Annotated in this window: 19 protein-coding genes and 1 tRNA gene; 10 read left to right on the top strand and 10 right to left on the bottom strand. The window is 43.4% G+C overall.

The window, feature by feature from the left end:
• Positions 1–30: 30 nt before the first annotated feature.
• The 4 genes from B143_RS0101850 to htpG all read right to left on the bottom strand — a co-directional run bounded on the left by B143_RS0101850 (position 31) and on the right by htpG (position 3,706).
• On the bottom strand, positions 31–660 hold the full coding sequence (locus tag B143_RS0101850) for a hypothetical protein (protein ID WP_155964842.1): 630 nt from the start codon (positions 658–660) through the stop codon (positions 31–33).
• A gap of 42 nt (positions 661–702) precedes the next feature.
• Positions 703–1,452, bottom strand: a complete 750-nt coding sequence (locus B143_RS0101845; protein WP_018121951.1) for a hypothetical protein — start codon at positions 1,450–1,452, stop codon at positions 703–705.
• Positions 1,453–1,631: 179 nt separating this feature from the next.
• A tRNA-Ser gene (locus tag B143_RS0101840) sits at positions 1,632–1,722 on the bottom strand.
• 88 nt (positions 1,723–1,810) lie between these two features.
• On the bottom strand, positions 1,811–3,706 hold the full coding sequence (htpG, locus tag B143_RS0101835; RefSeq protein WP_018121950.1) for a molecular chaperone HtpG: 1,896 nt from the start codon (positions 3,704–3,706) through the stop codon (positions 1,811–1,813).
• Positions 3,707–3,889: 183 nt separating this feature from the next.
• On the opposite strand from htpG, the gene B143_RS0101830 reads away from it, so the two are divergent.
• From B143_RS0101830 to B143_RS09965, 5 genes are all read left to right on the top strand, one after another.
• Positions 3,890–4,531, top strand: coding sequence for an XRE family transcriptional regulator (locus B143_RS0101830; protein WP_018121949.1), 642 nt, complete (start codon positions 3,890–3,892; stop codon positions 4,529–4,531).
• A gap of 149 nt (positions 4,532–4,680) precedes the next feature.
• Entirely contained in the window at positions 4,681–4,944 is a 264-nt protein-coding gene (locus tag B143_RS0101825) for a hypothetical protein (RefSeq protein WP_008314949.1), read from the top strand.
• A 120-nt stretch (positions 4,945–5,064) separates the two neighbouring features.
• A complete protein-coding gene (dnaE, locus tag B143_RS0101820) occupies positions 5,065–8,541 on the top strand; it encodes a DNA polymerase III subunit alpha (protein WP_018121948.1) in 3,477 nt (1,158 codons plus the stop codon).
• A 16-nt stretch (positions 8,542–8,557) separates the two neighbouring features.
• Complete coding sequence (locus tag B143_RS0101815; RefSeq protein ID WP_018121947.1) at positions 8,558–9,469, top strand: LysR substrate-binding domain-containing protein; 912 nt, start codon at positions 8,558–8,560, stop codon at positions 9,467–9,469.
• Between the two features lie 143 nt (positions 9,470–9,612).
• The gene (locus B143_RS09965; RefSeq protein ID WP_169328681.1) at positions 9,613–9,780 is read left to right on the top strand and encodes a hypothetical protein; all 168 of its coding nucleotides are present in this window, start codon (positions 9,613–9,615) and stop codon (positions 9,778–9,780) included.
• Positions 9,781–9,784: 4 nt separating this feature from the next.
• Here B143_RS09965 and B143_RS0101805 read toward each other — a convergent pair whose 3' ends face one another.
• Positions 9,785–10,606 carry an NAD-dependent epimerase/dehydratase family protein gene (locus B143_RS0101805; protein WP_018121945.1) on the bottom strand — a complete coding sequence of 274 codons (822 nt, stop codon included), beginning with the start codon at positions 10,604–10,606 and terminating at the stop codon, positions 9,785–9,787.
• Between the two features lie 196 nt (positions 10,607–10,802).
• Between B143_RS0101805 and pyrG the strand changes: the two genes are divergently transcribed.
• The 3 genes from pyrG to trmL are packed head-to-tail and all read left to right on the top strand — an operon-like array spanning position 10,803 to position 13,318.
• Positions 10,803–12,452 carry a CTP synthase gene (gene pyrG, locus B143_RS0101800; protein ID WP_018121944.1) on the top strand — a complete coding sequence of 550 codons (1,650 nt, stop codon included), beginning with the start codon at positions 10,803–10,805 and terminating at the stop codon, positions 12,450–12,452.
• Between the two features lie 15 nt (positions 12,453–12,467).
• A complete protein-coding gene (locus B143_RS0101795) occupies positions 12,468–12,845 on the top strand; it encodes a hypothetical protein (RefSeq protein ID WP_018121943.1) in 378 nt (125 codons plus the stop codon).
• Between the two features lie 2 nt (positions 12,846–12,847).
• A complete protein-coding gene (gene trmL, locus B143_RS0101790; protein WP_008314959.1) occupies positions 12,848–13,318 on the top strand; it encodes a tRNA (uridine(34)/cytosine(34)/5-carboxymethylaminomethyluridine(34)-2'-O)-methyltransferase TrmL in 471 nt (156 codons plus the stop codon).
• Here the strand turns inward: trmL and B143_RS0101785 are convergent.
• The 5 genes from B143_RS0101785 to B143_RS0101765 form a co-directional block, all read right to left on the bottom strand.
• Positions 13,302–13,598 (bottom strand): RnfH family protein, encoded by a 297-nt coding sequence (locus B143_RS0101785; RefSeq protein ID WP_018121942.1) that lies wholly within the window; start codon positions 13,596–13,598, stop codon positions 13,302–13,304. The genes trmL and B143_RS0101785 overlap by 17 nt on opposite strands.
• Positions 13,585–14,022 carry a type II toxin-antitoxin system RatA family toxin gene (locus tag B143_RS0101780; RefSeq protein ID WP_018121941.1) on the bottom strand — a complete coding sequence of 146 codons (438 nt, stop codon included), beginning with the start codon at positions 14,020–14,022 and terminating at the stop codon, positions 13,585–13,587. Before B143_RS0101780 ends, B143_RS0101785 begins: the two co-directional genes overlap by 14 nt.
• A 12-nt stretch (positions 14,023–14,034) precedes the next feature.
• Positions 14,035–15,711 carry a phosphate acetyltransferase gene (gene pta / locus B143_RS0101775; protein ID WP_018121940.1) on the bottom strand — a complete coding sequence of 559 codons (1,677 nt, stop codon included), beginning with the start codon at positions 15,709–15,711 and terminating at the stop codon, positions 14,035–14,037.
• Between the two features lie 40 nt (positions 15,712–15,751).
• Entirely contained in the window at positions 15,752–16,945 is a 1,194-nt protein-coding gene (locus B143_RS0101770) for an acetate kinase (RefSeq protein WP_018121939.1), read from the bottom strand.
• 88 nt (positions 16,946–17,033) lie between these two features.
• Positions 17,034–17,579: a hypothetical protein gene (locus B143_RS0101765; RefSeq protein WP_018121938.1), complete on the bottom strand. Its 546-nt coding sequence runs from the start codon at positions 17,577–17,579 to the stop codon at positions 17,034–17,036.
• 170 nt (positions 17,580–17,749) lie between these two features.
• Here B143_RS0101765 and B143_RS0101760 point away from each other — a divergent pair, with 170 nt between their 5' ends.
• Both B143_RS0101760 and B143_RS0101755 read left to right on the top strand, forming a co-directional pair.
• Positions 17,750–18,652 (top strand): metal ABC transporter substrate-binding protein, encoded by a 903-nt coding sequence (locus tag B143_RS0101760; RefSeq protein ID WP_018121937.1) that lies wholly within the window; start codon positions 17,750–17,752, stop codon positions 18,650–18,652.
• On the top strand, positions 18,649–19,536 hold the full coding sequence (locus tag B143_RS0101755; RefSeq protein WP_018121936.1) for a manganese/iron ABC transporter ATP-binding protein: 888 nt from the start codon (positions 18,649–18,651) through the stop codon (positions 19,534–19,536). The genes B143_RS0101760 and B143_RS0101755 overlap by 4 nt, the downstream gene beginning before the upstream one ends.
• The last annotated feature ends 1 nt before the right edge of the window (position 19,537 follow it).

Below are 19,537 nucleotides of genomic sequence, written 5' to 3'. Positions count from 1 at the left end.
CAAAATAATGCAAAAGCTATCATATAAACATTAGCCATTCGATCGGCTCAAAGAGCTCAAATGACTAAGAAACTGATCTGTATTTTCCAAGAAAAGTAAGCTATTTTTTTGGAACTCATCAGCATCTTCCTCAGATAATTTTTCCCCATTCAACATTTGATCCGCGCAAGTTTTCCATACTGACAAAAGTGCGTGAACACTGTTTTTATACTTATTTAATAAATCATCATCGACGATACTATGCAATTGACACAACATGATGACTTTACTAAGATCATGAATAAATACATCTATATCCGTGACAGGGTCTTTCACCTTGTCAGACCGAGTTAAGATAATCTTAATCCTCAACCCTTCTACAACGCTATATAATTCTTCTATTTTAGAAATTCTTAAGCTTTCTAATGCTAAATATCTTTGTGCATCTATCTGCTTGTGAGTAGATTGTTTTTGAGAGTAAAAAGCAATGATTGCGGCGATCAAAGCCATGAAGCCCGCCATTAATGAGCCATGATCCACTATAAAGTCATATGTGGATTTACCCTCAGGCACCGTCATAAAACCAAATGCATAAACGATCAGGATCAAGACAGCACCCAAAGGAATGCCAATCATCAAAGTGGTCATTAAGACTGAGCAATATTTTTCTTTCTTCATCATCAGTTTTTTATATATACATTATATTTTTTTACACTTACTATGCTATCTTATTTCATTGATTCGTCTAACTTTTTCTATCAATTTAATGATCACTGATCGATGAAGATCGCCAAAGGCTTGTCCTACATCACAATTATTTTTCAACTTTTTTTTAAAAACAGAATTTGATTCATACAAATCAATATGTTCTCCACGAGTATCTAACATGTTGAGTTCATCAATAATTAAATTAACTGCTCTGAGATATTCATTTAACTCTTCAGCCCTCCATCGAATGGTTTCTTGCTTAAGCATTTCTGGATATTGTTTCAATACCTTGATATGCAATAAATATCTTTGAAACAGTAACGATTGCTTAAGTATCAAATCCGATTGAAGTTTAGCAACTTCATCCTGACTATGCATTAGGTAATTATCTACAATTACAGCACATCTGAATAATTGAACACTGGCCGCTTCTAAAGTTTTGCTCATAGGTAAATCGACAGGATTTTGAAGTAATTCATTACTCAGAAATTTAACTTGAATTTCAATATCCATGAGCGCTATCAACGCCTCTTTTCTATCCTTTTCTGCAAGCTCCTTTTTAGCTTGAGCCTTATGCGCAGACACAGTATAAAATGCAACACCTAGAGCAATTAAACCTGCAATCAATGATCCATGGCGATGAATACAATTTTCAATTTGCTGAACGCCAACGGATGGAAACAGAAACATACAAATTAAAAACACGACAATCAGCGCCAATATTATTCCATATATTTTATGACGCCAACATTTTTCACTTTTCATACACCACCGCTTAATTTAGTTATGATGATCAAAATCGCACTTAAGGTTGATTATTATCGATGGTTTGATCATTTAAAACTTTATGGTACTTAAGAAAAATATTAATGAGTACAGTAATGAGTATTTCTAAACGCTAAATATGCAAAAGCCCCATAAAATGGGGCTTTTAACAATCTAACTGGCGGAGAAGGAGGGATTCGAACCCTCGATACGCTATTAACGTATACGCCCTTAGCAGGGGCGCGCCTTCAGCCTCTCGGCCACTTCTCCGTAATCAGGAAGCATGTATTATAAGGGACTTTTTCAAAAAGTAAAGGCAAAAACTGATTAATTAATGATCGTTTTTGCCTTTTGCGCATTACTTCATCAATCGATTGAGACGATTGACGAATTCTGATGGATTTTCAAGCTGTGATCCCTCTAATAATAATGCCTCTTCATAGATCAGCATCGCCAAATCATCGGCAACCGCATTGTCTGTCTCTCTTGCGATGCGTTCAACGAGCGGATGCTTCACATTCACCTCTAACCAAGGTTTCATATTTGGCACATCATGCCCCGCTTCTTTGAGCATTTTCTCAAAGTGACTGCTCAATGCATATTCATTACGCACAAGCACAGAAGCTGAATTGGTCAAGCGTTTAGACACCTTCACTTTTTCCACATGGTTGCCTAACACATGAGTCAATTTATCAATGATGGCCTTCTCTTCATGATCTAATTGAGGTTCTTCATCCTCTTTTTTCTCATCATTGTCTAAATGCACATCACCTTTGGCGATATTGACGAATTTTTTACCTTCAAATTCAGATAAATAACCCATCATCCAATCATCGATCACATCCGTCATGAGGATCACTTCATAACCTTTTTCACGATAAATCTCTAAGTGCGGGCTATTTTTTGCTGTATTGAGATTATCGGTGGTGATGAAGTAAATGTTCTCCTGCCCTTCTTTCATGCGGCTGATGTAATCGGCAAAAGAAACCTGCTCTTCATCCGTTTGCGTGGAAGCAAAGCGCAATAAGCCGGCAATTTTCTCTTTATTGCTGTGATCTTCGCCAATGCCCTCTTTTAAAATGCGGCTGAAGGCTTGATAAAACTGCGTAAATTTCTCTTGCTCCGTATTTGCCAATGCTTCAATCATCGACAATACGCGACGCGTCACACCTTGCTTGATGGCATCTAAGGTTGAAGAGGATTGTAAAATCTCACGCGACACATTCAGCGGCAAATCTGCTGTATCCACCACACCTTTGACAAAGCGCAAATAACGGGGCAACAATTTTTCATTCGCATTCATAATGAACACGCGGCGCACATACAACTGTAAGCCATATTCACTGTTTTGTTCCCACATGTTCTGTGCAGAATGGCTTGGGATGTACAATAAAGATGTGTAAGAGACTTTCCCTTCCACCTTATTGCGTGACCATGTCAAAGGCTTGTCATAATCATGGCTGATGTGTTGATAAAATGCTTCATAATCCGCATCTGGCACATCTTTTTTATCACGCTGCCAAATGGATGTGGCAGAGTTCACTTGTTCAATGGCAACCGTTGTTGTGGTTGTGGGTTCTTCGCCCTCTTTTTCTGCGGGCACTGTTTCCACTTTTTCCACTTCCATCATCACAGGATAGGCAATGTGGTCAGAATATTTGGTGATGATCTGTTTTAAAGACCATTCATTCAATAAGTTACTGTGCTCATCGCGCATGTGTAACACAATCTCTGTCCCTGCGCGCGCTTTTGTGGTGGCTTCTAACGAGAACTCCCCTTCCCCAGCCGATGACCAAATCACCGCGCTGTTTTCAGGCTCGCCCGCTTTACGTGTGGTTAAAGTCACGTGATCGGCCACAATGAAGGCAGAATAAAAACCCACACCAAATTGACCAATCAATTGCGAAGCGTCTTTATCTTCATCGGTTAATTGCTCTAAAAAGGCTTTTGTGCCAGATTTTGCGATGGTGCCGATGTTTTCAATCACCTCATCACGCGTCATGCCAATGCCGTTATCGCTGATGGTTAAAGTTTTCTCGGCTTTATCCATCTGAATTAAAATCTCAGGGTTGCCTTGATTTTCGATCAATGCAGCATTGGTCAAGCCTTCAAAACGGCGCTTATCTAATGCATCGGAGGCATTTGAAATCAGTTCGCGCAAAAAAATCTCATGATTCGAATAAAGGGAATGGATCATGAGTTTGAGTAATTGATTGACTTCTGTTTGAAATTGTAAGGTCTCTTTTTGGCTCATAATGTCTCCAAGTGTCCAATAAATTGAATGTCGATAATTTAACGTCTATCAATATGGGTCGGCTTCTCTTTTTTTCAAGCGAAAAAATTATACATTATGGGCAAAATCCCGTTGCCATGCGCCTTTTGCCTTGTTATTTTTATAACTTTAAATTATATTGATAACTTCACAAGGAGAGTCTATATGCAAAACATTGCCGATCGCATCAATTTATTGATTGATGAACGTAAAATTTCTCAAGAAATTCTCGCCCATGATGTGGGAATTTCTCAAGCTGCCATCTCAAAAATTTGTCAAGGCAGAACAAAGCGCAGCCGCTATTTACCACAAATTGCCAACTATTTTAATGTGCCAGAACATTGGTTATTGTTTGGGGAAGAACAGTTTAGCAGCAAAGCCCCGACAGAAGATGATGACGATGTGCTCATTCCGTTTTATAAAGATGTGCAATTGTCCGCAGGACATGGTGCCACTGAACTTGATGATTATGAAGGGCGCACTATTCGCTTTTCTCGCAGCATGCTCAGAGAAGGTAATGTCTCGCCAAAAGATGCCATTTGCGTCACGGTCAAAGGTGATAGCATGGAGCCTGTGTTTAAAAATGGCTCGACGGTGGGCATTGATTTAACCCATCAAAAAATCATTGATGGCGATGTTTACGCCATTAACAATGACGGCTTATTACAAATGAAAAAACTCAAGCACAAAACCGGCAGCCTCATTACGGTTGAATCCTACAACCGCGAGGAATATCCCGCCTTTGATGTGCCGTTAGAGCAGATCACCGTCATTGGCCGCGTGTTTTGGTACGCGACATTGTTATAACATTCAGGACTCTCCATCCTATTCATTGCCCTCTCATCTCATTGATCAGAGGGTTTTTATTATGTGCTTTGTTGCAATTTTATTGACTTCCTCATAACCAAAGTTATAATTAAGTTATATTTTATAACCCATAAGCTCGAGGTGATTCGATGATTAAGCAAGAACGTTTTTATCAACTTTTTAACTCACTGCCTCAAACTGAGAAAGATAACATTGTGCGCACCGCCATTGAATTGAGTGTGCAATTTCAAAATAGCAGCGTGAGCGATCTCATGCGTGCTTGTCACTATCATGCCACAGAAGCAATGCGCACCTTTCGCTTGAAAAAACAGCGCATTCATCATGCCACACGTTATGCCGCACTGCGTTATGCCATGATGTCTCACCTATCTCGCACGCTGCATGCAGCATAAAATCAACCCCTCACAAAGGGCAATCTCTGCCCTTTTGCTTTTATCGCGCGCAATGCTTATCCCTTTGCCGGCATCGTGTTACAATATTCGGCTTTAACGATCAAATTCACAAGGATTTTCATGCGCTTTGTCCACCTCAATCTACATACGGAGTTCTCCATCAGCGATGGTTTGATCCGCATTAAACCATTATTTGGTCAGCTGAAAGAACAACATGTGGAGTGTGTTGCCTTAACGGACATGGGCAATGCCTTTGCCGCCATTAAGTTTTACGAAACGGCCCTTAAAAATGGCATCAAACCCATCATTGGCGCAGAGTGCCACCTCAAAAATGGGCATGAATACTTAGGACGCATGACGCTCCTTGCGCAAAACTATACAGGTTATTTGAATCTCTCTAAATTATTGAGTGAAGGCTATCGTCACGGGCAAGAGCGCGGCGTGCCTCACATTACCTATGAATGGCTCAATGAATTCAATGAAGGTTTAATCCTCATTGCGGGTAAAGAGAGCCCGATTGGCACAATGCTCCTCACCCTTAAAGAAGAAGATTGGGGCAAATCTTTAGCGCCCTTTGCCGCCTTTAAAGATCGTTTATATTTAGGCTTATCCCGCACTGAGCAAGACAATGATGAAGCCTTCATCCTTGCAGCAAAGCGCCTAGCAATCAGCCATCAATTGCCGCTTGTAGCCGTGAATAATGTGCGCTTTTTACATAAAAGTGACTTTGATGCACATGAAATCCGCACGTGTATCCAAGCTGGCAATGTCATCTCTGACAATAAACGCCCCCGTTTATACAGCCCTGAGCAATATTTAAAGTCCCCTGAAGAGATGATCGCGCTCTTTTCAGACATCCCTGAAGCCATTGAAAATACAGTGGAGATCGCCAAACGCTGCACCGTTGAGCTCTCTTTAGGGAAGCCTTGTTTGCCCAATTTCCCCGTGCCTGAAGGCATGACAATGGATGATTATTTCCGTCATCTTTCCTATGAAGGGCTTAAATACCGCATTGGGGAGAATCACCCACAACAAAAAGCCTATGAAGAGCGCCTTAAAATTGAGCTCGATGTGATCATCAACATGGGTTTCCCAGGTTACTTCTTAATCGTTGCGGACTTCATTCAATGGTCAAAAGATCATGACATTCCTGTGGGACCCGGCCGTGGTTCAGGTGCAGGCTCATTGGTGGCATGGGCACTGAAAATCACAGATTTAGATCCACTCCCTTATGATTTACTCTTTGAGCGTTTCTTGAATCCTGAACGTGTTTCAATGCCGGACTTTGACGTGGACTTTTGTATGGAAGGCCGCGACCGCGTGATTGAATATGTGGCAGAAAAATATGGCCGCGATGCCGTCTCCCAAATTGCCACGCATGGCACCATGGCAGCAAAAGCGGTGATTCGTGATGTGGGGCGCGCCCTTGGCCATCCTTATGGTTTTGTGGATCGCATTGCTAAACTCATTCCTTTTGATCTTGGCATCACTTTAGATAAGGCCTTAATGCAAGAGCCTGAACTCCATGATCTTTATGAAAAAGATGAAGAAGTTAAAGAACTCATTGATTATGCCAAACAATTAGAAGGCTTGACCAAATCCGTTGGGCGCCACGCCGGTGGCGTTGTGATTTCCCCCACCACCATCACTGACTTCTCACCTTTATACTGTGAAGAAGGCAGTGAAGCTTTGGTGGCACAATATGATAAAAGTGATGTGGAATCGGCTGGGCTTGTGAAGTTTGACTTCTTGGGATTACGTACGCTCACCATCATCAACTGGGCCATTCAGAACATCCAAAAAACTCATGGCCTTGAGATCAACATTCTCGACATTCCGCTGGATGATAAAGCGGCCTTTGATCTTTTAAAATCCTGTAAAACAACCGCCGTTTTCCAGCTAGAATCCCGCGGCATGAAGGATTTGATCCGTCGTTTACAGCCCGATACCTTTGAGGACATCATCGCTCTTGTGGCGCTCTTTAGACCGGGCCCGCTAGAATCTGGCATGGTGGAGGACTTCATCAACCGTAAACATGGTCGCGCAGAAATTGAATATCCCTTCCCTGAGCTTGAAACAGTCCTTGCGCCCACTTATGGCGTCATCGTGTATCAAGAGCAAGTGATGCAGATTTCCCAAGTCATCGGTAATTACACCTTAGGCGGCGCGGATTTATTGCGCCGTGCGATGGGTAAAAAATTGCCTGAAGAGATGGAAAAACAGCGTGGATTATTCATGCAAGGGGCAGAAGAATTGGGCTTTGATAAAGAAAAAGCCGGTGCCCTCTTTGATTTGATGGAAAAATTCGCAGGCTACGGCTTTAACAAATCCCACTCTGCTGCGTATGCGTTGGTCTCTTATCAAACGGCGTATCTCAAAGCCCATTATCCCGCTGAATTCATGGCGGCTGTTTTATCTTCTGACATGGACAACACCGAAAAAGTGGTGACCTTCATTGAAGAGTGCGAAGACATGGGGCTCAAAATTTTACCGCCAGATGTCAATCGCTCCCATTATAAATTCACCGTCAGCGACAAAGGCGAGATCATCTATGGCCTTGGCGCCATTAAGGGCGTCGGTGAAGCGGCTGCATTACAAGCCATTGATGAAAGACAAAACAATGGTCGCTTTGTGGATCTGTTTGATTTTTGTCGCCGCATTGATTTATCCAAAATGAATCGCCGCGTTGTGGAAACTTTGATCAAAGCAGGCGCATTAGATGGTTTAGATCCTGCCGTTCAATCAGTGGAGGCGCGCTGTCAATTCCGTGCCGATCTTTTAGAAACCTTGCCGGATGCCATTCATTCAGCAGAGCAGCATCACCGCAATCAAAATTCAGGGCAAGAAGATCTCTTTGGTTTATTTGGCGATGATGCAGGCAGTACTGTGACCATCACAACACCGCTCAAACGTGGTGATGCATGGTCTGAACGCATGTTACTCGAGCATGAAAGTGCCACCTTAGGCTTTTATCTCACCACACACCCCATCAACCGCTACCGCCATGAGATCAAAGCCATCACGAGCCACTCCATCGGTGAAGTGCTCACTATGACGCAGCCCGGTTACCGTGTCGCGCGCGCTGCTGAGCCTGAATGCACCATTGCTGGCATCGTGATTCAAATGCGCACAAAAATCAATCAAAAGGGTCAAAAGATGACATTTGTCACTTTAGATGACCGCACAGGACGCATGGAACTGCGTCTTTATGATGAGCATTTAGAAAATTTAAATGAGCCCTTATCGACAAAAAGCATCTTAGTGGTCAAAGGCTCTTTAATGTGGGATGAATTCAACAATGGCATGCGCACTCGCCCATTGAGCATCGAAACGATTGAAAGCACGAGAAATACAATGGCGCGCGCCTTGATTTTGCACAATAAAACCTCCATTGATGTGGCACGCATCGAACAACTGATCGAAACGGTGGCTAATTTTAGAGCGGCAGAAGGCAAACCCATTTATTTAAAATTTCAAAACCATGACGCCAATATCTTGATAAAATTAGGACCCTCTTGGACAGTGCGCCTCAGTGATGATTTATTGGAAAATGTCACCCGTGCGTTCCATGATGTCTCTGTTAAAGTTAAGTATTAAATAGGATCACGCGTCAATGATAGACCTCAACCAGCTATATTATTTTGCCAAAATCGTAGAACATGGCGGCATTAGCGAGGCGAGTAAACATTTGCGCGTGCCTAAGTCTAAACTCAGCCGTCATTTGGCTGCTTTAGAAGAGGAGTTAGGCGTGCGCCTCATTCATCGCACCACGCGCCATTTTTCTGTCACAGACATTGGGCAAACCTATTACGCCCACTGTCAATCGATGCTCGATAAAGCAGAAATTGCCCAAGCCTCCATCATGGAAGCCCAAGCAAAGCCACGCGGATTGATCCGCATCACCTGCCCCATCACATTGCTGCATCTTTCTGTGGAAGAGATGATCACAAGCTTTTTAAAGAACAATCCAGAAGTGGACATGATTGTCGATGCCACCAACCGACGCATTGATCTGGTACATGAAGGCATTGACATCGCTTTAAGGGTCTCAACCCCACCTTTTAAAGACAGTGAATATGTCATGAAGCGCTTAAGCATGCGCCAACAATTATTGGTGGCCAGCCCCGATCTCATCGAAGAGATCGGCGTGATCAACCACCCAAAAGATCTCTTTCGTTATCCATCAATGGTGCACAGTCAATATCGGGATCGCAATCAATGGGAACTGTTAGACAACCACAATGTTTCTACCCTCATTCCCTTCACGCCTAAATTCATGACCACAGATCTCTCTTTATTGAAAAAAGCCGCCGTCAATGGCATTGGTGCCGTCAAACTGCCTGCAATGATCATTCAAGAAGAGCTGGCGGCGGGTCAATTGGTGCAATTGTTGCCAAACTGGCGCTTTGAAGATGAAGTGGTGCATGCGGTGTATCCATCGCGCCGCGGTGTGATTCCAGCAGTGCGCAGTTTCCTAGACCATTTAGAAAATGAATTCACCGAGCTTGACAAAAACCAACACTGATGCAATTCAATCATTGATTTTAAATATTTTTTCTATATTTTTCAGTTAATTAATAAATAATTCACGCAATGTGTTATTTATTGTAAATTTGTATGTATAATGAAGTCATATATTATATTTATGTAAAGTTGATGAGTATGGCCATGCAAAAATTACACACACTGACACTGCCGGAAAAGATTATGATCGCGATGTTGATCACAATTGTGTGCCTATATGCCACAATTGCCCATCAAAATCGCGAACGCCATTCAGATTTTGAGCACATGATTCGCCAATTGTCCATCGAAGCGCGCGCCCATCATCATTGATCCATTAGGCAGGATAAATCGAGTACTGATAATTAAATGGCAGCGCCTGACAAATGCGCTGCCCATCCACATAAGGCGCTTTGCTCATCAAGCCATGATGTGCCTCTTCCGTAAACGTTGGCAATGGTAAGCGATGATCCACGGCAATGCGCGTATAATACTCATAACGTGTCGGATGAATTGGAGAGACCACATTATAAATGGCACGATTCGGCTCAGCCTCAATGATGGCACAAATGGCGGCAACGGCATCTTTGCGATCCACTAAATTGACACATTGATGCGGACGATCAAACGTATTTTTACGCGCCATCCATGCCATTGGCGTACGTTCACCGCCTAATAATCCCCCTAAACGCACAATGGTGACGGGAATTTTGACGGCCGCTAAAATGGCTTGCTCTGCCTTTAAAACAGCTTTGGCGGACTCTGTGATGGGTAATGTCATGGAAAATTCATTGACCACATCCATATATTGACCATACACAGATGTTGAGCTTGTAAAGATGATCTGTTTTGCGCCGCAATATTCAGCTGTTTTTGCCAAAGCTGCCATAATCATTGGATATTTTGCATGCCCATGATGCCCCGTTGGCGGCAACGTGAGCACGAGTGTATCAACACTGAAGAGAGATTTAACCTTAGGATTGCGCAATGAAAAATCAAGGGTTGTGTTGAACAATTGACACTCAACACCTTCACTTTGGGCCTGTTCTACCCCTTCACTTGAGCTCTTTGAACCTTGCACCTGATGCCCATTTGCCAATAATGCTTGCGCTAAGGGCAATCCTAACCAACCTAAACCCACCACAGAAATTTTTTTCATGCCATGTACTCATCAATTCAAAGGGCGAATTATACACAACTTCAACGCATGCCGTCCGGTGTATTGCGGATCAATTGCACAGTCAATCAGCAATTCGTATAAATTTCTCTCAATTGTCTATCGCAAAATCGGCGGGGGTATAGTACAATGCAATCCCTGATATATATACATTTTTATCCAAATCAGGAACTATTTCATGACTCGTTTTATCTTTGTGACTGGTGGTGTTGTTTCATCACTCGGTAAAGGCATTGCTGCTGCCTCTCTTGGCGCTATTTTAGAATCGCGCAAACTTAAAGTAACCATGATGAAATTGGATCCATACATCAACGTGGATCCTGGAACAATGAGCCCATTTCAACATGGTGAAGTTTATGTGACAGAAGATGGCGCAGAAACTGACTTAGACCTCGGTCACTATGAGCGCTTCATTCGCATGACTGCGACGCGCAAAAACAGTGTCAGTGCAGGTCGTGTGTATTTAAATGTGATCCAACGCGAACGCCGTGGTGACTACTTAGGTGGCACTGTGCAAGTGATTCCACACATCACCAACGAAATCAAAACCTGTATTCGTCAAGCGGCAGGTGATGCTGATATTGCCTTGATCGAAATTGGCGGCACCGTAGGTGACATCGAATCTTTACCTTTCTTAGAAGCGATTCGTCAATTGCGCTCTGAATTGGGTCGTGATCAATCCTTATTCATGCACTTAACATTGGTGCCTTATTTGCGTGCCTCTGGCGAGCTTAAAACTAAGCCCACACAACATTCTGTTAAAGAGCTGCGCTCCATTGGTATTCAACCAGACATTTTGATCTGTCGCTCTGAAGCCCCCATTCCTGAAGATGAAAGAAGCAAGATTGCCCTCTTTACGAACGTTTCTAAAGATGCCGTGATTCAATGTTTAGATGCGCGCACCATTTATGAATTGCCACGCATTTTGCATGAAGAAGGCTTAGATCGCATCGTTTTAGATTATTTAAAACTGTCTGCACCAGCGGCAGATTTATCTGAATGGGATCATGTGGTTGAGAAAATCTTGGCCCCAACGGCACAAATTAATGTGCTCATGGTGGGTAAATACATTGAATTGGCGGATGCTTATAAATCTGTCAATGAAGCATTGTTCCATGCAGGCATTCAAAACTCAGTCAAAGTCAACATTCAGTATTTAGACTCTGAAACATTAGAGACGGCTGAAAATGATGAGCAATTGGCACAATACTTTGAAAACATTGATGCCATCTTAGTGCCCGGCGGTTTTGGTTCACGCGGTACAGAAGGTAAGATCAAAGCTGTGCGTTATGCCCGTGAAAATAAAGTGCCTTATTTAGGCATCTGCTTAGGCATGCAAATGGCGGTGATTGAATATGCACGTAATGTGGCTGGTTTAACAGATGCAAACAGCACAGAAATCCGTTCAGATACGCCGCATCCTGTGATTGGTTTAATCACGGAATTCACCAATGCTGCTGGCCAAACTGAACACAGAACTGCTAAATCTGACATCGGTGGCACCATGCGTTTAGGTGCGCAAACGTGTGTGTTAGAGCAAGATTCAAAAGTGTACAGCATCTATCAAAAAGATGAGATCTCTGAGCGCCACAGACACCGTTATGAATTCAACAATGATTATCTCAATGTGTTAAAACAAGCAGGCCTTCGTTTTGCTGGTTGGTCTAAAGATAAAGAATTGGCTGAATTCATCGAGATCCCTGAGCATCCTTGGTTCATCGCATGTCAAGCACATCCTGAATTCAACTCAAGCCCACGTGATGGCCATCCATTGTTCAACAGCTTCATTGAAGCAGCTGTTAAGCATCACAATAAGGCATCACACTAATTCATAGGACTTTTTATGTTTAAACCCTTCGGAATCACACTGGCGATCATTTGTTTAGCGGGCTGTGCCACACAGAGTAAAGCACCGCCTTCTACAGTGGATTCCGAGGCCTTAAAAACCCTTTGGGAGATGGAAGGCCGTGGACCTGAATGGCACATCAGCATCAATGGTGAGCGTTTCCATGGCTCTTTTCCCGGGCGTTATGAAGGCCGTATGATGGGTTGGTCAGTCACTGAAAAAGGCCACAAAACCACTTTAGTATCTGACAATAAACAAGCAAGCATTGTCCTTAAAGAAGAAGCATGTACGGTTGCAGGTAAAGAGTTTACCCACACAGCCACCGCAAAAATCAATCAGCAAACCTATCGAGGTTGCGCAAAACATAAGTCATAATAATGAGTCGTTTATCCATCATTTTATTTGAGCCTGAGATTCCACCGAATACAGGCAACATCATCCGTTTGTGCGCCAATACTGGGGCAAAACTTCATTTAATTAAACCTTTAGGCTTTGAGCTTGAAGACAAAGCACTGCGCCGCGCGGGTCTTGATTACCATGAATGGGCAGATCTTAAAACATGGGACAGCTTAGATGAGTGCTTAGCCTTCATTCAGCCAAACAATGCTTATGCAATGACCACAAAAGGTACGCGTTCATTTTTTGATGTGAAGTTTTCAGACAATGACGCCTTAATCTTTGGCCCTGAAACCCGTGGCTTGCCCATGAGTTTTTTAGAGAGCCGTCCGCATGAAACCCTCTGCCGCTTACCGATGAGCGGCAATGGCAGAAGTCTCAATTTATCTAATAGCGTTGCCATCTCCATTTATGAAGCTTGGCGTCAGCTCGATTTTACTTCGTTGAGTTAAGACGCTTTTTGCGCTCTGCCCTAATCTTACGGGCTGTTTTCGGATCAATCTGCAATGGGCGATACACTTCAATGCGATCGCCTGCTTGCAGAACATAATCTAAATCCACGATCTGATTAAAAATCCCATACACTGGCGTTTCAATCAATGCTTTTGCCTTTTGATCTAATGCAAAATATGGCAAGGCGGCACCTAATGTCGTCCCTTCATTCAAGATTTGATACTCTTGCGACTGCATCTCTGGCAAAGCAAGCACATACTCAATTTTAATGCTCGCCATAAATCACCTTCGCACGATCTGAAAAGGCTTTAATCATCGAGCCATACATGTTTTCAAAAATGGGACTCAGCATCCCGGACAATAAGCCGATGGCTAAGGTAAAGTCGAGCTCAAATTCAATGCGGCACTCATTCTCATTGATCGAAACAAAGCGCCACTCACCATTGAGTTTTTTAAACGGCCCATTGAGCAATGACATCTCAATGCTTTCATGATCCACCATACGATTGCGCGTGGTGAAGGTTTTATTCACGGGCCCCATCAATACCCCCACAGAGACATCCATCTCTGTGGTTGCGTTGCGTAAAATCCGCACGGTTTTGCACCATGGCAGATATTCTGGGTATTTTTCCACATCATTGACCAGATCAAACATCTGTGCTGCTGAATATGGCACGACTTTACTTTTACGAATAATTGGCAAAGAAAACTCCTGTTACTTCTTCTGTTGTGCTGCCTGCACTGCGGTGATCGCAATTGTGTAGACAATATCTTCCACTAATGCACCACGAGAAAGATCATTCACAGGTTTTGCCAATCCTTGTAAAACAGGACCAATACTGATGAGATTTGCACTGCGCTGCACCGCTTTATAGGTGGTATTGCCCGTATTTAAATCAGGGAAAATAAACACCGTGGCGCGCCCTGCAACCGGACTGTTCGGTAACTTTTGTTTACCCACAGATGGCACATATGCTGCATCAAATTGGATCGGTCCGTCAATCATCAAATCGGGCGCTTGTGTTTGAGCGATTTTTGTGGCTTCTGCCACCGCTTCTACATCCACACCTGAGCCTGAGCTTCCCGTCGAGTACGAAATCATAGCAACCCGTGGCTCAATGTCAAAGGCTTTTGCAGAGTTTGCCGATTGAATGGCAATATTGGCCAACTGTTCAGGCGTTGGATTCGGGTTCACAGCACAATCGCCGTACACATGCGCACCTTCTGGCATCAGCATAAAAAAGATGCTCGAGACGATGGAGGAATTTTGATCTGTGCCCAACAATTGCAACGCAGGGCGAATGGTGTCCGCTGTTGTGTGTACAGCGCCAGAGACCAAACCATCGACATCATCGTTTGCCAACATTAGTGTGCCAAGCACCACGCTGTCTTTGACCTGCGCTTGTGCCTTCTCTTCGGTCATGCCTTTGTGCTGACGGAGCTTCACCAATGTATCCACATATTGATCACACACATTGAGTGGTTCAACAATCTCTAAGCCCTCTGGCAAGGTTAAACCTTCACTTGCTGCCACGGCCTCAATTTTTGCACGCTCGCCCAATAACACACATTGCGCCAATTGACGTTCATGACAAATCAAGGCCGCTTTTAATGTGCGCGGCTCATCACCTTCTGGTAATACAATACGTTGATTGGCTTCACGGGCTTTTTCCATGAGGCGATATTTGAAAAATGCCGGCGTTGTGATCGGATGCTCTACCATCTCATTTAAATGGGCAATCACAGAGTGTAATTGTAAATGTCCTTCAATGAAGCGCACCACATCTTTGACATCCGTGAGCACAGGATTCTCCTCAATCAAGCCAAGGCAAGCAATGCTTTGATCTGTGAGGATTTGGCACGCCATCTCTTCTGTGGTCAACACTTGATCCGCCATTTTGTTGGCGATGTAACCGGCAATCCAATTTTTCAGTGGCGCAAAGCGCTTAATGTAGAGATTCAAATACTCGCCGATTTCACATAAAGAATTGTGCCCAGCATTGCCTGCAAAAATCACACCCGATTGAAAGGTTGAGGCTAAATCTAAGTTGAGCTTTTCTGTAAATGGATTACGTGCATTGAATTCCACCCCTTCGATCACCACAACATCATGATTTTTCTGAGCATCCACCACAAGTTCAATGGACTTTTCTAAAATGGTGTCATAATCATCTTTTAAAATGAGGGCTTCCACCTCATTCATATTCAATGAAATGGGCGCTGTTTCATCAAAAACATATTTATACAACACGGCTGTGTCATGATGGGTTTGACTGATGGGCTTGATGTATCCGACTTTTAAACCTTCTGCCCGCAAAGCTTTGACCAAGGCAAAAGTGATGGGATATAAATGGGTGATTTGTCCAATTGGGCTTACAAATAAAGTTTTCATCAATCTATCCTCAAATCTTATGAATCATGGATCAAGCGACTTATAGGCACGCAATCACATCTAATGTGTCGCGCACAATCATTAATTCTTCATCGGTGCACAATACAAGGGCTTGACCGAATGTCTCACTGGTGGCGATTACGCCTTCAGCGCCGCCGACGGTGGCTTCGTTAGCCGCTTCATCTAGGTGATAACCTAAAAAGCCTAAATGTTCGATCACTTTTTTACGGCTCATAAAGTCATTTTGCCCAATGCCGCCTGTAAAGACCAAGGCATCTAAACGGCCAAGGGGCACGATGTAGGAAACAATTTTCTTCGCTAAACGGTAATTCATCATCTCTAATGCCACTTGCGCACCATGATGCCCTTCTTTAGCCGCCGCCCACAATGTGCGGCAATCATTTGATAATTCAGAGACGCCAAGCAACCCACTTTTGGTGTTTAAAATGTGATCAATCTCATAACTATCAATGTTTAAAATGGTGGAGAGATATTTGACAATCCCCGGATCCACATCACCTGAGCGCGTGCCCATCACCAAACCTTCTAACGGCGTAAAGCCCATGGTGGTGTCCATCGACTGACCATTTTTAATGGAGGCCAAAGATGAACCATTGCCTAAATGCGCACTGATGATGCAGTGATCATTTGGATCTAAACCCAATGTATCGATGGTTTTTTCGGCAATGAAACGGTGGCTTGTGCCATGAAAACCATAACGGCGCACATTGTGATCACGGTATAACTCCATCGGAATGGCATATAAATAGGCCGTCTCTGGCATTGTTTGATGGAATGCCGTGTCAAACACAGCCACTTGCGGTAAATGTGGAAATGCCATTTGTGCAGTTTTAATGCCGATTAAGTTTGCAGGGTTATGCAGTGGCGCTAAAGGCACACACGCTTCGATTTGATCTAACACTTCTTGATCAATCAAGGCTGATGATTTAAATTTATTGCCACCATGCACCACGCGGTGCCCAATGGCTTGGATTTGTTCTAAATAACCTTTCTCTTTTAAGAAGGCTAAAATGTATTCAACGGCTTCTTGATGTCCACTCCCATTGCCAAGAGACGCCACGATTTTATCACCATTGCATTTTGTGGTGATTTCCGCGCCATTGCCGCCTAAGCGTTCGGCTAAACCTGAGAGCTCTACTTTTTCACTGTCTGCATCCATCAATGAGAATTTGAGTGATGAACTGCCGCAGTTGAAAATCAGAATGTAGGACATAAAAACTCCTTTAAATTGTCATCATATTTATTGAATCATTCGTTATTAACATGATACTTAGCTGATTACCTGCGTCAGTATATCAAACCTAAATATCTTCCCCGTCATTTTGTGCAGCGAATGGGCTATAAATCAGAGTCATTTTTGACACACATCCATTATTTTGGGAAAAAGGGTTGTCCGCAACAGCCACTGTCAGCCAAATCCCCCAATCTCTGTCTGGCAATTGCCAAAAAATTTCCTCTTCAGAATCCTCTAGAGTCGGATGATTTAACTTTTTAGTCAAATATTTTTTGTAAGCATTTTGTTGTTTTTGACAATTTTCTGCCTTGCCTGAATAATAATTAAAGCTTGCATCATTGAGCATCCATTGATCAGACAGCTTTAAAAAGCTTGCATCTAACGTGTTTGGCTGACGATTCGCTTGCAATAAAAGCTCCTCATCATTTTCCATCATGATGACAAATTTTTCTGCCAAAATATTTTCATTTGCCATGATTTGTTGTGGTGATGTTGCCACTAATTGTTCATCTAATAAGTAATCGCTGATCTCTTTTAATGTCAACCCATGAGCGGTCATTGATAACCACATCACCCCAATCACACTCATTTGACTTGCGCTTTTTATCTGCATAACCGAACCTAAACTGTGCCATGAATCCTCAAAGTCACCATCTTAACAACAAAAACGCCGCCCTTCGAGTTTGATGCATTTATGAACAATATTTATTTTAAATAAAGCGTTTGGTTTTCGAAAATATATCGGTTATACTTGCTTTTCAGACTTTTTAGGAGCCAATCTCAATGAAGAATCATTCTCATATAAAAACAATCGGTCTCACAACATTGGTCGCTTTCTCTACGCTCTTTAGCACAGCGTTTGCTAAAGAACCATTTAAAGTGGCCACCACCTTCACCATCATTCAAGACATGGCGCAAAATGTGGCCGGCGATGCCGCAATTGTCGAATCCATCACCAAGCATGGCGCAGAAATTCATAATTATCAACCCACGCCAAAAGACATCATTCGCACACAATCGGCTGACCTCATTTTATGGAATGGCTTATATTTAGAAAATTGGTTCGAGCGCTTTTTTGAAAACATGAAAGATGTGCCCTCCGTTGTGGTGAGCGATGGCATTGAGCCTTTATCCATCACTGAAGGTGAATACAATGGCATGCCCAATCCACATGCGTGGATGAGCCCAACCAATGCCCTCATTTATGTGGACAATATCCGTGATGCTTTTGTCAAATATGATCCTGACAATGCGGACACCTACAAAAAAAATGCGGAAGATTATAAAGCAAAAATCAAAGCCCTTGATCAACCTTTGCGTGATCGCTTAGCCAATATTCCTGAAGATCAACGCTGGCTCGTTACGAGTGAAGGCGCATTTAGTTATCTTGCCAAAGATTATGACTTTAAAGAGCTCTATTTATGGGCCATCAATGCAGAACAACAAGGCACGCCGCAACAAGTGCGCAAAGTGATCGATACCGTTCGTGCGAACAACATTCCTGTGGTGTTCAGTGAAAGTACGGTGTCTGATAAACCTGCCAAACAAATCAGCAAAGAAACCAATGCCGATTATGGTGGCGTTTTGTATGTGGATTCCCTCTCTGAGCCCAATGGCCCTGTACCCACGTACATTGATCTATTGAATGTGACGGTGGAAACCATCGCTAAAGGGTTCAAACAATGAGTGAGCCCTTCTCTTTATGCGTTGAGAATCTAACGGTGACCTACAACAATGGTCATACCGCCATTCGCGATGTCAACTTCACCTTAAAAGGTGGCACCATTTGCGCCCTTGTGGGCGTCAATGGCGGCGGTAAATCCACGCTTTTTAAAAGCATCATGGGCATGGTTAAACCCACAAAAGGCTCTGTCACCATCAATGGTGAAAGCGTCAAAGCTGCATTAAAACAGAACATTGTGGCTTATGTCCCTCAAACTGAAGAGGTGGATTGGAGCTTTCCGGTTTTGGTGTCCGATGTGGTGATGATGGGTCGCTATGGCAAAATGAACTTTTTGCGCATCCCATCGACCCATGATAAACAAAAAGTGATCGAAGCCTTAACCCGCGTCAGCATGGAGAGTTTAGCCCATCGTCAAATCGGCGAGCTGTCCGGCGGGCAAAAAAAGCGCGTCTTTCTAGCCCGCGCATTGGCACAAGAGGGCAAAATCATTTTGCTCGATGAACCCTTTACGGGCGTGGATGTGAAAACAGAAAATGCCATTGTGGCACTGCTTCGCACCTTGCGAGAAGAGGGGCATTTGATTTTAGTGTCCACCCATAACTTAGGCAGCGTGCCTGAATTTTGTGATCAAACCCTATTCATCAATCGCACCATCATTGCTGCGGGCCCGACAGAAACCACCTTTAACCATCATAACTTAGAGAAAACCTTTGGCGGCGTATTGCGCCACATTCACATTGATGGCGATGAACTCCATGATGATGAAGATCCGCGCCGCGTGACTGTGCTCACCGATGATGAGCGCCCTGCCGTCTTCTACGGCACGCATAAAAATGAACCTGCGCGTAAAAGTAAAAGTTTGCCGTGCCAAAAGGAGCGTTATTGAT

Source organism: Wohlfahrtiimonas chitiniclastica DSM 18708 (assembly GCF_000375345.1).
In the GTDB taxonomy this organism is placed as follows: domain Bacteria; phylum Pseudomonadota; class Gammaproteobacteria; order Cardiobacteriales; family Wohlfahrtiimonadaceae; genus Wohlfahrtiimonas; species Wohlfahrtiimonas chitiniclastica.
This window is presented reverse-complemented; position numbering and strand designations above follow the sequence as displayed.

Coding starts and splice junctions, on each gene's coding strand:
- B143_RS0101850 (WP_155964842.1), bottom strand. CDS start 660: ATGATGAAGAAAGAAAAATATTGCTCAGTCTTAATGACCACTTTGATG.
- B143_RS0101845 (WP_018121951.1), bottom strand. CDS start 1,452: ATGAAAAGTGAAAAATGTTGGCGTCATAAAATATATGGAATAATATTG.
- htpG (WP_018121950.1), bottom strand. CDS start 3,706: ATGAGCCAAAAAGAGACCTTACAATTTCAAACAGAAGTCAATCAATTA.
- B143_RS0101830 (WP_018121949.1), top strand. CDS start 3,890: ATGCAAAACATTGCCGATCGCATCAATTTATTGATTGATGAACGTAAA.
- B143_RS0101825 (WP_008314949.1), top strand. CDS start 4,681: ATGATTAAGCAAGAACGTTTTTATCAACTTTTTAACTCACTGCCTCAA.
- dnaE (WP_018121948.1), top strand. CDS start 5,065: ATGCGCTTTGTCCACCTCAATCTACATACGGAGTTCTCCATCAGCGAT.
- B143_RS0101815 (WP_018121947.1), top strand. CDS start 8,558: ATGATAGACCTCAACCAGCTATATTATTTTGCCAAAATCGTAGAACAT.
- B143_RS09965 (WP_169328681.1), top strand. CDS start 9,613: ATGCAAAAATTACACACACTGACACTGCCGGAAAAGATTATGATCGCG.
- B143_RS0101805 (WP_018121945.1), bottom strand. CDS start 10,606: ATGAAAAAAATTTCTGTGGTGGGTTTAGGTTGGTTAGGATTGCCCTTA.
- pyrG (WP_018121944.1), top strand. CDS start 10,803: ATGACTCGTTTTATCTTTGTGACTGGTGGTGTTGTTTCATCACTCGGT.
- B143_RS0101795 (WP_018121943.1), top strand. CDS start 12,468: ATGTTTAAACCCTTCGGAATCACACTGGCGATCATTTGTTTAGCGGGC.
- trmL (WP_008314959.1), top strand. CDS start 12,848: ATGAGTCGTTTATCCATCATTTTATTTGAGCCTGAGATTCCACCGAAT.
- B143_RS0101785 (WP_018121942.1), bottom strand. CDS start 13,598: ATGGCGAGCATTAAAATTGAGTATGTGCTTGCTTTGCCAGAGATGCAG.
- pta (WP_018121940.1), bottom strand. CDS start 15,711: ATGAAAACTTTATTTGTAAGCCCAATTGGACAAATCACCCATTTATAT.
- B143_RS0101770 (WP_018121939.1), bottom strand. CDS start 16,945: ATGTCCTACATTCTGATTTTCAACTGCGGCAGTTCATCACTCAAATTC.
- B143_RS0101765 (WP_018121938.1), bottom strand. CDS start 17,579: ATGCAGATAAAAAGCGCAAGTCAAATGAGTGTGATTGGGGTGATGTGG.
- B143_RS0101760 (WP_018121937.1), top strand. CDS start 17,750: ATGAAGAATCATTCTCATATAAAAACAATCGGTCTCACAACATTGGTC.
- B143_RS0101755 (WP_018121936.1), top strand. CDS start 18,649: ATGAGTGAGCCCTTCTCTTTATGCGTTGAGAATCTAACGGTGACCTAC.